This window comes from Meiothermus sp. Pnk-1, from assembly GCF_003226535.1.
Lineage (GTDB): Bacteria > Deinococcota > Deinococci > Deinococcales > Thermaceae > Allomeiothermus.
This window is the reverse complement of sequence record NZ_QKOB01000003.1, coordinates 240,405-254,359: the sequence shown is the minus strand read 5'-3', so window position 1 is coordinate 254,359 and position 13,955 is coordinate 240,405. Positions and strand designations below refer to the sequence as shown.

Here is a 13,955-nt window from a genome sequence, read left to right as displayed (position 1 = left end):
GAGGATCTCCCCGTGCTTTCGATAGCTTACCAAAACTTTCTCATTCCTCCCAAACGCTCACCCCGTAGGGCGGAATCGCGCGGCCGCCCAGGACGAAGTGGGCCTGTGGAGGAGACGGGGCCTGCTGTTCGTGGGGGCTATAGTTGAAGGCGAAGGTCAGGTGGCCCCGCCGTCGCAACCTCAAGCTTTCCGGGAGGGAGAGGGTAGGCAGGCCCTGGGCGCGGGCCAGATCTCCTAAATACGCCCGCAAAAACGTCACCGTAGGCCAGAAGGCCAGGTAGTGCAGGTGGTTTTGTCGCCAGAGGGCTCCTCGGTGGTCGCCAAAACTGGCAGCGGGCGTGAGATCGGATTCTACCCACTCGCGCCAGATGGACGAGCGGTAGCGCCCCCCTTCCCACTCCACCTCGAAGTCCACACCCGGCCGTAGCGATTCGACCCGCACCACCTTGAGGGGCAGCAGCGCTTGCAGCGGTCCTGGGGGTAGCTCGGGGGGGATGGAGAGCGATTCGCTCTTGGAGCCGGTGCGCGGCCCCAGGACGACGGGAGCCTGGGCAGAGCGCAGGGCCCGCAGCGCCTCCTCGCGCAGAATGGGCAGGCTGGGCACCACCACCAGCCGGTAGCCCTCGAGGTTCCCTCCCGGCCTCACGAAGTCCACGTCCAGGCCGAGGGAGCGCAGCGCCTGGTAGAAGCTCCAGGTCAGGTCGCGGTAGCTGAACTCCTGGCCCTGGGGCTGAATGCGGCAGACCCAGTCGGCCTCGTAGTCGAAGACCAGGGCCACCGGGGCTTGGCGGGTGGGGGGGAGCTCGAGCGTCCCCAGCTCCCGCGCTACCTGCTGCGCTTCGAAATAGCCCACGTCGGGCTGGAAGTCGGGGCGGTTGAGCCCGGCGTGGAACTGCTCCTGGGCCTGGGGGAACTGCCGCCAGCGGAAGTAGCTCACCACCTCGGCCCCGTGGGCGAAGGCTTCCCAGGTCCACAGCCGCACCATGCCGGGGGCGGGGGAGGGGTTGTGGGCCGCCCAGTTGACCGGTCCCGGCTGCTGCTCCATCACCCACCAGCGCCCCTTGACGCCCCGGTAGAGGTCGTGGTGAAAGGCGGCCATGTCGGGGTGGCCGGTGCGGGCGTAGCGCAGCTTGTCCTCCTGGCTCACCGGCAGCACCTCCACGTCGGTAAAGCCCAGCGGGTAGTTGTCCCAGCCTGCCACGTCGAGATCCTCGGCCAGCTTGAAGTGGTCGAAGTCGGGGGTGTAGCCCATGAAGTTGTGGGCGATGAAGCGCCCTGGCGAGTACTGGCGCAGGATCTCGACCTGCATGCGGTTGTAGGCCGCGACCTGGTCGGAGCAGAAGCGGTAGAAGTCGAGCCAGTGGGAGGGGTTGGCCTCGGTGACGGTGAGGTTGGGCAGCTCGACCTCCTCGAAGCCCTGGTACTCCATGCTCCAGAAGACGTTGCCCCAGGCCGCGTTCAGCGCTTCGATCGAGCCGTACCTGGCCCTCAGCCACTCTCGGAAGGCCCGCAGGTCCTCGGGGCCGTAGCTGCGGGTGGTGTCGTGGCAGCCGTACTCGTTGTCGGTCTGCCAGCCCGCCACCGCGGGGTGGGTGCCGTAGCGCTGGGCCATAGCCGTCACGATGCGGCGGGAGTGCTCGAGGTAGCTGCGGCTGGAGAAGCTGTAGTGGCGCCTCGAGCCAAACTTGCGCACCCGGCCCTGGAGGTCGTAGGCCAGGATGTCGGGGTGCTTGTCGACGAGCCACTTAGGGGGGGTGGCGGTGGGGGTGCCCAGCACCACCTTGAGCCCCTCACGGCCCAGGGTCTCGATGGCCTCGTCGAGCCACTCGAACTCGAGCCGCCCCTCACGGGGCTCGAGGCGGCTCCAGCTAAACTCGCCGATGCGCACGTAGGACAGGCCCAGCTCCCGCATTCTGCGGGCATCCTCGGCCCAGCGCTCGCGGGGCCAGTGTTCGGGGTAGTAGCAGACTCCAAGCATAGTCGGGGTTTTGGTTTGGGTGACAAGATTTACGCTAGAGGGGATGATCCACCGCGTTTAGCGTCTTGCGTTTTGCGTACGACATGAGGTCAGCACAATAAAAATCAAGTCGCCAGTGCACTCAGTCATGTTGCGCGGGGTATCTAGCCCTTGGTCGCCCCCACCGTCAGCCCATCGATGAAGTAGCGCTGGAGGCCGAAGAAGACCACCAGGGTGGGCACCGTGGCGATCAGGCTGCCCGCTACCATCAAAGGCCAGTCGCTGACGTACTGCCCGCGCAGGTTGGCCAGGCCGGTGGTGATGGGTTTGAACTCATCGCTCTGCAGCAGCACGATGGCCCACAGGTAATCGTTGAAGATCCAGGTGAACTCGAGGGTGGCCAAGGCCGCCAGCCCCGGCAGCAGCAGGGGCAGGGCGATGCGGCGGAAGATGGTCCACTCGCTGGCTCCGTCTATCAGCGCACTCTCGAAGAGCGAGAAGGGGATGGTCTTCATGAAGTTGCGCAAGACAAAGGTGCAGAAGCCGAGCTGGAAGGCCGCGTGGAAGAGGATCAGCGCCCACAGCGTGTCGTAGAGGTGCAGTTTGTTGGCCAGGAAGAACACCGGCAAGAGCAGCACCTGGAAGGGCAGCATCAGCCCGGCCACGAACATCACGTAGATCGGCATAGCCAGGCGGAAGCGGAAGCGCACCAGCCCGTAGGCGCACATCGAGGCGAACAGCACGCAGATGGCCAGGGCCGGGAGGGTGATTTTGAAGCTGTTGAGCAGGTACTTGCTGACCCCGGCCTGCCCCCAGGCCCGCACGTAATTATTTACGGTGATCTCTTGCGGCACGCTCCAGAACCCACGGGTGTTGAGGTCGTCGAAGGTGCGGAAGCTGGTGATGATGGCCCCTACGAAGGGCACCAGCCATAAAAGGGCAAAAAACCAGACCACGGCCAGCACCCAGGGGTTCGGGCCCCGGCGCAGCTTACGGGTACGGGTGTGGGGTTGGGTGGCAGTGGCAGCGCTCATCGGTTTCTCTCCTCCTGCGCCATCACCTGACGCAGGTAGACCAGCGTGAACACGAAGGTGATCAGAAAGAGGATCACCGCCACCGCTGCGGCGTAGCCCTGTCGGTAGTCGTGGAAAGCGGTCTTGACCATGTAGTTGGCCAAAACCTCGGAGCTGTTGAAGGGGCCCCCGTCGGTCATGACATTGACCAGGTCGAAGCTGCGCAGGCTATCCACGATGGAGATCACCACCACCACCGTGGTCACCGGGGCCAACATGGGGAAGATGATGTGGCGGAAGAGGCTGAACCCCTCAGCCCCGTCTACCCGGGCGGCCTCGAGCACCTCCGCGTCGAGGGTCTTGAGCCCCGCCAGGTAGAGCACCATCACGTACCCCACCTGCCGCCACACCGCCGCGGCGATCACCGAGATCAGGGCCAGCTTTGGGTCGCCCAGCCAGCCGATGCTGCGGGCCTCCTCGGGGTTTACGTCGAACCCCACGGCCTTGAGGAGGCCCAAAAACCCGGCGATCACGGTGTTGACCAGCCCCTGCTGGGGATGGTAGATCCAGCCCCAGACCATCGCCGTGACCACCGGGGCCAGCACCAGCGGCAGGTAGTAGGCGATCTTCAGGAAACGGTCAAAGCGCACCCCCTGGTTGAGCACCATCGCTAAGCCCAGCCCGGCGGAGGTGGGCACGGTGATGAAGATCAGGATCCAGATCAGGTTGTGCCACAGGGCCAGCCGGAAGGCCTCGGTCTGGAACATCTCCCGGAAGTTCTGCCAGCCGACCCACTGGGCCGGGGAAAGCCCGTCGTAGTTGGTGAAGGCCAGGGTGAAGGTGCGGACGAAAGGGTAGATCACCCACACCGAGTACAACAGCAGCGGGAGCCCCAAGAACACCACCAGCCACCTGGCCTGGTAGAAGCTCGCGGCTCTCCTCGGGTTCCGGCGGAGCCGGGGTGTGATTTGCACGATTGCCTCCTTGCTCTCCGAGCCAAAGCCCCCTCGAGGCGTCTCGAGGGGACCCCAGCCCTATTGGAAGAGCTTACTGTTGGCTGAAGATGCGCTTGCGTTGGTTCTCGAGGTCGGCCAGGATGGCGTCGGCCTGGTCGGGGTTGCTGAGGAACTTCACGAAGCCATCCATCCCGATGCGGGCCATCTCCGGCACCGTGTCGCGGTCGTAGAACTGCAAGATGTCGTCGGCCTCGGCCAGGAGGGCGATGCCCTTTTGGATGTGGGGCTTGTCCTTGAAGAGGGTCTTGACGTCCACATCGCTGCGCACCGGCAGGCGTCCTACTTCCTTGGCGGCCAACTCGGCCACCTCCTTGGAGCCCAGGAAGCTCAAGAAGGCCTTGGCGTTGGCCAGGTTCTTGGCCTTGGCGGGGATGAAGTAGCCGTCGGTGGGGGCCTCTTCGCCGATAGGCACCTTGGGATCGATGATGGGGAAGCGGAAGAAGTCCAGCTCGGCGGCCTCGCGGTCGTCGGGGTACTGGTCGCGCAGGAAGTCGCCCATCAGGTACATGGCGGCCTTGCCCTGGATCATCAGGTTGGCGGCATCCTGCCAGGTGTAGGCGGCGGGGTTCTCGAGCAGGTACTTGTTATCGACGAGCTGGCGCCAGTAGCTGAAGACCTTCTTCACCCGGGCGTCGGTGTAGGGGATCTTGCCGTCGGTGAGGTCTTTGTGGAAAGCGGGGCCGTTGACCCGCATGTCCAGGAAGTCGAACCAGCCGCCCTGGGGCCAGGTCTCTTTGGCGGCGTTGGCGATGGGGACATAGCCTGCGTCTTTGAGCTTTTTGCACACCGCCAGGAATTCGTCCCAGGTCTTGGGCTCCTTAAGGCCCAGCTTGGCGAAGATGTCCTTGCGGTAGTACACCGCCCACCAGTAGTAGCTCACCGGCACGAAGACGTACTTGCCGCTGGCGTCCTTGGAGAGGGCCTGGAAGCCTTTGGGGTAGACCTTCTCCCAGTTGTTGGCCTTCCACACATCGGTGATGTCGGCGGCCAGGCCCCGGCTGCTGAAGGCCCGCATGCGGTTCCCGGCGAACCAGGTGAGCACGTCGGGCGGGTTGTCGGAGGCCAGGTAGGTGCGGATGGAGACGTTTTGGAAGGTCTCGTGGTCTACGGTGTTGAACTCCATCTGGAGGTTGGGGTTGCGCTTTTTGAACAGCTCCACCACCATGGAGTCGAACTTGCGCGGTACGGGGTCGGACTGGTTGGAGTTGTAGACCAGTTTGCCGGTGAGGTTGCTTTGGGTCAAGCCCACGGTCAACAAGAGTGCACCCAAAGCTGCGATCAACCACATCCTTCGCTTCATCGAATACCTCCACAGCGCTACCCCTGAGCAGCCCTTGCCATAAGCAAACGCGAGCCTAGAAGCTACAGGCTCAGGCTACCCAACTGCGGCTGCGGGGAGAGTTTACCTAAACTTTCGAGAGCTTGTCAATAGTTTTGCGGGCTTTTGAAAGCTTTCGCAAAAGCCGGAGGGATCACGTGCTCAGCGCGATCTCGAGCCCAACCTTGCGCAGGGCCTCCAAGTCTTCAGGCCGAGCTTTCGGGCTGGTCACCAGGAGCCGGGCCGCCCCGAGTGGGGCAATCCGGGCGGTGGCCACCTGCATGATCTTGGAATGGTCGGCGAGGACTACCGTTTCACGGGCTGCTTCGATCATGGCCCGCTTGACCTCGGCCTCTTGCAGGTTGGTATTGGTGAAGCCTTTCTCGGGATGGACCCCGTTACAGCCGATAAAGGCCTTGTCGGCGTTGATCTCCCGGAGCAGCACGGTGCCGTAGGGGTTGACCAGCGAGTGCTGCAGGGGGCGCAGGGTTCCGCCCGTCACCACCACGGTGATGCCGGGATGCGACTCCAGCAGCAGGGCAATGTTGAGCGCGCTGGTGACCACCACTACGTTGCGCAAGCCGGGCGGCAGCGCTCGAGCCAGCTCGGTGGTGGTACTGCCCACGTCCAGGATGATGGTCTCTCCGTCGCGGACCAGCCCCGCCGCGTAGCGTCCGATCCGCTCCTTCTCGCGGGCGTGGACCTGGCGGCTGGCCTCGAGCGGGAGTTCGAACCGCCGCTGCTGGGCCGGGACCGCGCCCCCCCGGGTGCGCCGGAGCGCCCCCTGTCGCTCGAGGTGCTCGAGGTCGGCGCGGATCGTAACGGCCGAGACCGCAAAACGTTGGGCAAGCTCAGCAACCCGCACCTGCCCTTCTTGGCGTAGGTGCTCGAGGATGGCTTGGTGGCGCAGGGTGGCCTCGAGGGAAGGCATCTAGCGAAAGAATACGAAAGCCGAGTAAATTTGCCAACCGTGGGGGATCGTACGCGGATGCGGTATCGCTTACGGCGCACCCCGTAAACTAGAGCTCAGCCATGACCGCGCGCCTTCGCACATACCTCGAGCTAGTCCGCTTCGAGCACACCCTGTTCGCCCTGCCCTTCGCCTACGGAGGAATGCTGTTGGCCAAGCCGGGGTGGCCCGGTTTGCAGATCTTCCTTTGGGTCACGGTGGCGATGGTGGGGGCCCGTACCGCGGCGATGGCCCTCAACCGGCTCATCGACTGGCGCATCGACGCGCGGAATCCGCGCACCGCCCAGCGGCACCTGCCCAGGGGGGTGGTCAAGCCGGCGGAGGTGATCACCCTCTCGGTGCTGGGCCTTCTCTGCCTGGCCTTGGCGGCCTTCAACCTCAACCCCCTTACCGCCAGGCTCCTGCCGGTGGCGGTGTTCTTTTTGGTCGGCTACAGCTATACCAAGCGCTTCACCTGGCTTTGCCACTACTGGCTTGGCCTCACCATCGGCGCAGCCTCGGCGGGTGGTTGGATCGCCGTTACCGGCTCCTTTGAGCCCGCGACCTTCGCCCTGTGGGCCGGGGTGGCGCTGTGGCTGGCGGGGTTCGATATCCTCTACGCCACCCAGGACGCTCAGTTTGACCGGGAGAACCACATTTACAGCATCCCGGCCAAGTTTGGCATCGCCCAAGCGCTCAAGATCGCCCGCTATACCCATCTGGGAACTTGGTTGTTCTTCGTGCTGACCGGGATTCTGACCGGGGCAGGCGAGATCTACTTCCTGGGGATGGTCTTTGTGGGAGCGGTGCTATGGTATGAGCACCACCTGGTGAAGCCCGATGACCTTTCCAAGGTGGACCAAGCCTTTTTCCAGGCCAACGTGGTGGTGAGCATCGGGATGCTGGTCATCATCGCGCTCGAGACCTGGCTGTGAACCCTCGTCGGCCAGGGCTTGGGCCTAGCCCAATGACCGAACCGCGTCTTTCATCAGCTCGGCTACCGCGTAGGCGTCGTAGATGTCGGAGTATCCCATCAGCGAAATTCGGAAGATCTTCCCCTTGAGCACGCCTTGCCCGCCGATGATGGTGGCCCCGCGCTGGGCGAAGGCCTCTTTTACCTGGGCATACTTGACCCCTTCGGGCAAGTAAAAGCAGGCGGCAGCTGGGCTTTTGACTTCCGGGACGACCCTGAGCCCGACCGACTCCCCGGCCCCGTAGAGCAACTCGGTCTGCCGGGCCTTGAGGTGGAGGTGCGCCTCGAGCCCCGGCAGCACTTCCCCCAGCACCCCCGCCACCGCCGCTACCAGGTTGATGGCCGGGGTCCAGGCCGACTCTCCCTCGGCTTGCGCTTTGCGCTCCTTCGCCAGGTTCATGTAGTAGCCCCTGGGGTTGAGGCGCTCGAGCGCCCTGGGCGAGAGCGCGGCATAGCCCAGCCCCGGCGGGCACATGGTCCCCTTCTGCGAGCCCGAAGCGGCGGCGTCAATCCCCCAGGCCTCGAGCGCCACCGGCGAAATGAGCAGGCTCGTGACCATATCGGCCACCACCAGCGAATCCGGGAAGCGGGACTTGAAGGCCTGGGCCAGCGCCCGGACGTCGTTCTGGGCTCCTGTGGAAGATTCCGAGTGGGTGAGCAAGGTCCCGTGGAAGGGACCGGACAACCCCTCGACCATCTCGGGCTTCACCACCCGGCCCCACTCCAGATCCTGCCGCACCACCACGAGCCCCAGACTTTCGGCGATCTCTGCCCAGCGCTCGGAAAACTTTCCATGCACCGGTACCCAGACCCGCTGGCCGGGGGCGAAGAGGTTGAGCACCAGCGCTTCCATGGCGAGGGTGCCCGAGCCGGTGAGGAGGAGCACTTCGCCTTCGGTGTTCCAAGCCTGCCGGAGGCCCTCCCGGGCGGCGTGGAAGAGCGCTCGGGCCTCGTCGGTGCGATGGTGGAGTTGTGGTCGGGCGAGGGCCTCGAGGGCTTTGGGGTGGAGTTCGACCGGGCCTGGGGTGAGGAGGCGGTTTCGGTATACCGACATATCCGAAAGTTTACCCTTCACTGGTCACAGCTCGGCTAACTCGACGCGCTCGAGCACGTCCAGGCCGCGCAGCGCGTCCAGGACCTCATCGTTGGGGCGCTCGTCAATGGTCAGCACGAAGAGGGCTTTCCCGCCCGGTGCGTCCCGCCCGAGCTGCATCCCAGCGATGTTGACCCCGCTCTCACCTAACAGGGTGCCGACCTTGCCCACCACCCCGGGCTGGTCGCGGTTGGTGCAGATCAGCATGAAGCCTTCAGGGACGACCTCCAGCCGGTAATCGTCCACCCCCACCAGGCGAGGCCTGCCGCCCATCACCGTGCCCCGCACCCGGCGGGTCTCCCGGTCGGTCTCGAGGCGTACCTCGAGCACCTGGCGGTAGTCCTGGGCCTGTTCGGAATGGCGGGTGATGAGCTCGATGCCGCGCTCCTTGAGCAGAGGCTTGGCCGAGACCAAATTCACATCCCCCGCTCCCAGCACCCGGCTGAGGAGGCCTTTGGCTACCGCGGAGGCCACTGGCTCGGGGTTTTTCTCGAACTGTCCGTAAAAACTTGCCTCTACGGCCTGGGGGCGTCCTGCGGTGATCTGGGCCAGCAGCTTACCCAAAGCCTCACCCAGCGGCAGCCACCCCTTTAGGGCCTGTAAGCCTTCGGGGTCGAAGCCGGTGTTGAGGGCGTGGGCCAGGTTGCCCCGCAGGGTTTCAATGACCCGCTCGAGCACGGCTTCTCCCACCCGGTCTTGGGCCTCCACGGTGTTGGCCCCCAGGTGAGCGGTGTGGGTCACCTTGGGATGGTGCACCAGCGGGTGCTCGGCCCCTGGCGGTTCCTCCACGAACACGTCAAGACCCGCCCCGAAGAGGTGGCCTTCCTCGAGCACCTCGAGCAGCGCTTTCTCGTCGATGATGCCGCCCCGCGCCGCGTTCACCACCACCGCCCCCTTGGGTAGCAGGTACAGCTCGCGTCGCCCGATCATCCCTCGGGTCTCCTCGGTGAGGGGGGTATGAACGGTGAGGAAGTTCGACTGGCGCAGCATGTCCGCCAGGTCGTCGAGGAGTTCGACCCCCAGGGTTTCGGCCCGCGTGCGCGGGATGTAAGGGTCGTAGGCCAGCACCCGCATGTCGAAGGCCTTGGCGAAACGGGCCACCTGCCCGCCGATCCGCCCCAGCCCTACGATGCCCAGGGTTTTTCGGTCCAGCTCGAGGCCCAGGTACTTACGGTCCCACTTGCCCTCGCGGATTTTGCGGTCCGATTCGACCACACCCCGTGCCGCGGCCAGCAGCAAAGCCCAGGCTAGCTCGGCGGCGGAACGGGTGTTGGCCTCGGGCACGTTGACTACCAGAATGCCCCGCCTCGAGGCGGCCTCGAGGTCCACATTGTCCACGCCCACCCCGCCGCGCCCTACCACCTTTAGGCGGGTTCCGGCCTCGAGCAGCTCGGCGTCCACCTGAGTACGGCTACGGGTGATGATCGCGTCGTACTTGCCGATGACCCGCAGAATCTCCTCGCGGGGCATGTTGGGGCGGTAGTCCAGCCGAAGCTCGGGGTTTTTGACCTCCCCAAGCCGCATTTCATCCGTCACGAGCACCTGCCACATATGCCCAAGACACTAACATCCCCATCCTGCGAATGCAAAGGTATACTTTGCACCAAGCGTCACAACCGGGAACATAACGAACAAAACTTGTCTGGCCGAAGGAGTTTTTTTATATTGCCCCTTGCACACAAAGAGAGGAGGTTTCTGTGAAAAAAAGAGCCGTTTGGTTTTTGGCTTTCGCCGGTTTGCTGGCTCTTGCTCAGCAACAAACCAGGCCGAGTTCAGATCCCCAACTGGTGGAAGCGGCGAACAAGGAAGGCAAGCTCGTCATATATTCCTCCACCGATCAGGCCAGTGCCCAGGTGCTGTTGGATGACTTCCGGCGCTTATACCCTTCCATCCAAATTGAGTACAACGACCTAGGGACGCAAGCCATCTACGACCGCTTTGTAAGCGAAACCGCTGCCGGAGCCCAAAGCGCCGACCTCCTCTGGTCCAGCGCCATGGAGCTCCAGGTGAAGCTAGCCAGCGAGGGGTACGCCCTTCCCTACGACGCCCCCGAGGCCAAGAACTGGCCGGCTAACGCCCGACTGGAGAACCTGGCCTACGGCACCACCCTGGAGCCCGCGGTGGTGGTCTACAACAAGCGCTTCCTCAAGCCTGAGGAGGTGCCCACCACAAGGGAAGGTCTCGCCAGGCTTCTTCAGGAGGCCAGGATGCGGGGGCGGGTGGCCACCTGGGATCCCGAGCGGAGCGCCGTGGGCTTCACCATCCTCAAGGCCGACTACGACCAGTTCCCCGCCTTCCAGAACCTGATCCGGGCTTTCGGGCGGGCCCAGGCGGCCCTCTACTCCTCTACGGGAGCGGCTTTTGAGAAGGTGATCTCGGGGGAGCACTACCTGGCCTATGGCTTCTTCGGCTCTTATGCCCTTCTTCGCCAGCGAACGGTAAAGGATTTAGGGATTGCCTACCTCACCGATGGCTCCGTAGCCATCCAGCGGGTGGCCTTCATCAACAAGAAGGCGGCCCACCCTAACGCGGCCAAACTCTTTTTGGACTACCTCCTCTCCTTGAGGGGGCAGAACCTCATGGCCTACACCGCCCTGATCTTCGCCCGCAGGGAGACGGTGGTGGGGGAGGCCACGCCCCAGGCCCTCTACAAGGCGGTGGGCGGAAAAGACAAGGTCTACGCCATCCCCGTTTCCAAGGAGATACTCAAGAACCTAGACCCTGCGGAGCGGGTGCGTTTCCTCACCTTCTGGCGCCAGGCCATAAGGGGGCAGTAGGGGAGAGGGGATGCTCCTTCGCCGTAGCCTGCCTTCCGCTGCTCCCTGGGTCCTTCCCCTCTTCGTGGGGGGAATAGGACTCCTGGTACTCGCCCCCTTGGGCATTCTCTTTTACCAGAGCCTCCTCACCGCTCCCTTCTTCGCTCCCTTGAAGCGATTGGCCCTCGAGGCCTACCGCTTCATCCTCCACGACCCCTACTTCCTGGAGGCCCTGAAGAACTCCTTCCTCATCGGACTGGGGATGATCCTCATCGCCGTGCCTCTGGGGAGCCTCTTCGCTTTTCTCGTCACCAAGACCGATCTCCCCTTCGCCCGGCCCTTTGAGCTGCTGCTCCTCGCTCCCATCTTCATCTCTCCCATCATCTTGGGGATAGGCTTCATCGTGGCTTTTGGGCCCTCGGGGTTCGTTTCCGGCTGGGTGGAGACCTTCCTGGGCCGGGTTCCCTGGACCATCTACACGCTTCCCGCCATCGCCGTCATCGCTGGCCTCACCCACGTGCCCTACGTCTACCTCTATGTAGCGAGCACCATCCAGAACGTGGATGCCTCCCTCGAGGAGGCGGCCCGGGTGGCGGGGGCCAGGCCCTTTCGGGTGGCCCTCTCGGTGACGCTTCCTTTGGTGCGTCCGGCCCTCGTCTATAGCGGTGTCCTGATGCTCCTTCTGGGTTTTGAGCTTTTTGGGTTGCCCCTGGTGTTGGGCGATGCCAAGGGGATCATGGTGATCACCACCTACCTTTACCGCCTCACCGCCATCACCGGCACCTCGGCCTACCACCTCATGGCGGCAGTAGGGGTGGTCGTGGTAGCCCTCGCCTTTGCCCTGGTCCTTCTGCAACGCTATCTGCTGGGCCGGATGGAAGGGCGGTACGTGGCCATCGGGGCGCGGGGGTACCGGACGGAGCGACTGCCTCTGGGCCGCTTGCGGTATATATGGGCGGCGGTTTTAGCCCTTTACCTTTTGATAGCTGTGGTCTTCCCGGTGCTGGGGGTGGTGTTCCGCAGCCTGGTCGCAAGCTGGGGTCCTGGGGTGGACCTGCGAGAGGTCTTTACCCTGGGGCACTACGTGGAGGTTTTCAAACTCCCTAACCTGAGCCGGGCGGTGACCAACACCCTGGTAGTGGCGACGCTGGGAGGGGTTTTGGCCCTTGCCTTTTACCTTCTTATCGCCCTGGGGATTCAGCGGGGTGGAGCTTGGGGCCGGGTCTTGGACTACCTCGCAGGGCTACCCCGGGCGGTGCCGGGGCTCGTTATGGGCCTGGCCTTCCTCTGGATTTTCCTCTTTGTCAAACCCATGGCTCCCTGGCGCAGCACCCTTTTCGCCCTCATCCTGGCCTACATTGTGGTCTGGATGCCCTACGGGGTGCGGCTCCTCACGGCCGCGCTGCTCCAGGTGGGGCGGGAGGTGGAGGAGGCAGCCCGCATCGCCGGGGCCTCGCCGGTGAGAGCTTTCCTCCAGGGCACCTTACCCCTTTTGCGGGGAGGAATTCTCACCGCCTGGTTCCTTCTCTTCATCCAGTTCGTGCGGGAGTACTCTACCGGGGTTTACCTCCTTACTGCCGGGACCGAGGTTCTGGGGGCCCAGATCGTGGCCCTCTGGGGGACAGGGGCGGTGGACGTGATCGCCGCCTTGGCTACGCTACAGGTTCTCATTGTGAGCGGGGTCTTTCTTTTGGCTAATCGGCTTGGGGTACGGCCCCAAGGGCTTTGAGAGGAATGGAATATACGATGAGGTCAGGGCACACGGAGCATCAACGCGTGGAGCGCGGGCAAGGGAAGGGAAAGGTAGCCGGGGACCATTTGGTGACGGAGGCCCTCGAGGTGCGCCTGGGGGAGAACCTGATCCTCAAGGGCGTGAACCTCACCGTGATCCCGGGGGAGATCGTGGCCCTCCTGGGGCCTTCGGGCTCGGGGAAGACCACCCTCTTGCGGGCGGTGGCCGGTCTCGTAAAGCCCAGCGGGGGTAGGATCGCCCTAGGAGAAGAGCTTTTCTTTGAGGGGGCCAGGGGGGTCTTCCTCCCTCCGGAGCGGCGGAACCTGGGTCTGGTCTTCCAGTCCTACGCCCTCTGGCCCCACCGCACAGTCTACGAGAACGTGGCCTACGGCCTCAGGCTCCGGCGGGTGCCGGAGCCTGAGGTGCGGGAGCGGGTACTTGCCCTTCTGGATCGGCTCGGTCTCACCGGCCTCGAGCGCCGCTACCCCGGGGCTCTCTCCGGGGGGCAGCAGCAGCGGGTCTCCCTGGCCCGGGCCTTGGCCTACGACCCCAAGCTCCTCCTTTTGGACGAACCCCTTTCCAACCTGGACGCCAAGCTGCGCGATCAGGCTCGGGTGTGGCTCCGGGAGGCCTTAAAGGCCACGGGAAAGGCCGCTCTCTTCGTCACCCACGATCAGGCGGAGGCCATGGCCCTGGCCGATCGGATCGCTCTGCTGCATGAGGGGAGGATCGAGCAGATAGACACCCCAGAAGAGCTCTACCGGAATCCTAAAACCCTCTTCGTGGCTGACTTCCTAGGCAATCCCAACGTGGTGGAAGCGCTGGTGGTGGGCCTCGAGGAGGGGCTAGCCCGGTTGGAGCTTGCGGGTTTCCCCTTCCGGGCCCGGGCTATGGGGACCCTCACCCCGGGGCGGCTCGCCAAGCTGGTCCTCCGCCCTGAGGCCTTGAGGCCTGCGGGTCCCGGAGAGGTGAACGTCTTGGAAGGTGAACTCGCCCATAGCCTCTACCTGGGCAGCCACTACGAGCACTGGGTGCGGGTGGGAGAGGCCCTTCTCCGCTTCCTAAGCCCCTATCCCCTGGGTGAGCTTCGCCTCCGCCTGGCCCTAGACCCGGAAGCAGCGTTGGCCTACCCAAGCTGAAGCCGCATA

At 64.3% G+C, this 13,955-nt stretch carries 11 protein-coding genes; 4 read left to right on the top strand and 7 right to left on the bottom strand.

Features of this window, described 5'->3' with window-relative positions; translation table 11 throughout:
• Window positions 1-40: 40 nt before the first annotated feature.
• The 5 genes from DNA98_RS06045 to DNA98_RS06025 form a co-directional block, all read right to left on the bottom strand.
• Window positions 41-1,978, bottom strand: coding sequence for a beta-galactosidase (locus DNA98_RS06045; RefSeq protein ID WP_110527673.1), 1,938 nt, complete (start codon window positions 1,976-1,978; stop codon window positions 41-43).
• Between the two features lie 143 nt (window positions 1,979-2,121).
• Window positions 2,122-2,991: a carbohydrate ABC transporter permease gene (locus DNA98_RS06040; protein WP_110527670.1), complete on the bottom strand. Its 870-nt coding sequence runs from the start codon at window positions 2,989-2,991 to the stop codon at window positions 2,122-2,124.
• A complete protein-coding gene (locus tag DNA98_RS06035; protein ID WP_110527667.1) occupies window positions 2,988-3,944 on the bottom strand; it encodes a carbohydrate ABC transporter permease in 957 nt (318 codons plus the stop codon). Before DNA98_RS06035 ends, DNA98_RS06040 begins: the two co-directional genes overlap by 4 nt.
• A gap of 73 nt (window positions 3,945-4,017) precedes the next feature.
• A complete protein-coding gene (locus DNA98_RS06030) occupies window positions 4,018-5,286 on the bottom strand; it encodes an ABC transporter substrate-binding protein (protein ID WP_110527664.1) in 1,269 nt (422 codons plus the stop codon).
• A 172-nt stretch (window positions 5,287-5,458) separates the two neighbouring features.
• A complete protein-coding gene (locus DNA98_RS06025) occupies window positions 5,459-6,235 on the bottom strand; it encodes a DeoR/GlpR family DNA-binding transcription regulator (protein ID WP_110527661.1) in 777 nt (258 codons plus the stop codon).
• 101 nt (window positions 6,236-6,336) lie between these two features.
• Between DNA98_RS06025 and mqnP the strand changes: the two genes are divergently transcribed.
• Complete coding sequence (gene mqnP / locus DNA98_RS06020) at window positions 6,337-7,188, top strand: menaquinone biosynthesis prenyltransferase MqnP (RefSeq protein ID WP_110527658.1); 852 nt, start codon at window positions 6,337-6,339, stop codon at window positions 7,186-7,188.
• A gap of 24 nt (window positions 7,189-7,212) precedes the next feature.
• Here the strand turns inward: mqnP and DNA98_RS06015 are convergent, their stop codons facing one another.
• Window positions 7,213-8,280 (bottom strand): alanine--glyoxylate aminotransferase family protein, encoded by a 1,068-nt coding sequence (locus DNA98_RS06015; RefSeq protein WP_110527654.1) that lies wholly within the window; start codon window positions 8,278-8,280, stop codon window positions 7,213-7,215.
• A 24-nt stretch (window positions 8,281-8,304) separates the two neighbouring features.
• The gene (gene serA, locus DNA98_RS06010) at window positions 8,305-9,870 is read right to left on the bottom strand and encodes a phosphoglycerate dehydrogenase (protein ID WP_110527651.1); all 1,566 of its coding nucleotides are present in this window, start codon (window positions 9,868-9,870) and stop codon (window positions 8,305-8,307) included.
• Between the two features lie 146 nt (window positions 9,871-10,016).
• Between serA and DNA98_RS06005 the strand changes: the two genes are divergently transcribed.
• The 3 genes from DNA98_RS06005 to DNA98_RS05995 are packed head-to-tail and all read left to right on the top strand — an operon-like array spanning window position 10,017 to window position 13,946.
• Entirely contained in the window at window positions 10,017-11,096 is a 1,080-nt protein-coding gene (locus DNA98_RS06005) for an ABC transporter substrate-binding protein (protein ID WP_110527649.1), read from the top strand.
• Window positions 11,097-11,106: 10 nt separating this feature from the next.
• Window positions 11,107-12,804 (top strand): iron ABC transporter permease, encoded by a 1,698-nt coding sequence (locus DNA98_RS06000; protein WP_110527646.1) that lies wholly within the window; start codon window positions 11,107-11,109, stop codon window positions 12,802-12,804.
• Between the two features lie 47 nt (window positions 12,805-12,851).
• Window positions 12,852-13,946 (top strand): ABC transporter ATP-binding protein, encoded by a 1,095-nt coding sequence (locus DNA98_RS05995; RefSeq protein ID WP_233493107.1) that lies wholly within the window; start codon window positions 12,852-12,854, stop codon window positions 13,944-13,946.
• Window positions 13,947-13,955: the final 9 nt, after the last annotated feature.

Excerpts from the sequence above, each read along its gene's own strand:
- DNA98_RS06030 (WP_110527664.1), bottom strand. The coding sequence starts at position 5,286 with ATGAAGCGAAGGATGTGGTTGATCGCAGCTTTGGGTGCACTCTTGTTG.
- mqnP (WP_110527658.1), top strand. The coding sequence starts at position 6,337 with ATGACCGCGCGCCTTCGCACATACCTCGAGCTAGTCCGCTTCGAGCAC.
- serA (WP_110527651.1), bottom strand. The coding sequence starts at position 9,870 with ATGTGGCAGGTGCTCGTGACGGATGAAATGCGGCTTGGGGAGGTCAAA.
- DNA98_RS06015 (WP_110527654.1), bottom strand. The coding sequence starts at position 8,280 with ATGTCGGTATACCGAAACCGCCTCCTCACCCCAGGCCCGGTCGAACTC.
- DNA98_RS06000 (WP_110527646.1), top strand. The coding sequence starts at position 11,107 with ATGCTCCTTCGCCGTAGCCTGCCTTCCGCTGCTCCCTGGGTCCTTCCC.
- DNA98_RS06025 (WP_110527661.1), bottom strand. The coding sequence starts at position 6,235 with ATGCCTTCCCTCGAGGCCACCCTGCGCCACCAAGCCATCCTCGAGCAC.
- DNA98_RS06040 (WP_110527670.1), bottom strand. The coding sequence starts at position 2,991 with ATGAGCGCTGCCACTGCCACCCAACCCCACACCCGTACCCGTAAGCTG.
- DNA98_RS06045 (WP_110527673.1), bottom strand. The coding sequence starts at position 1,978 with ATGCTTGGAGTCTGCTACTACCCCGAACACTGGCCCCGCGAGCGCTGG.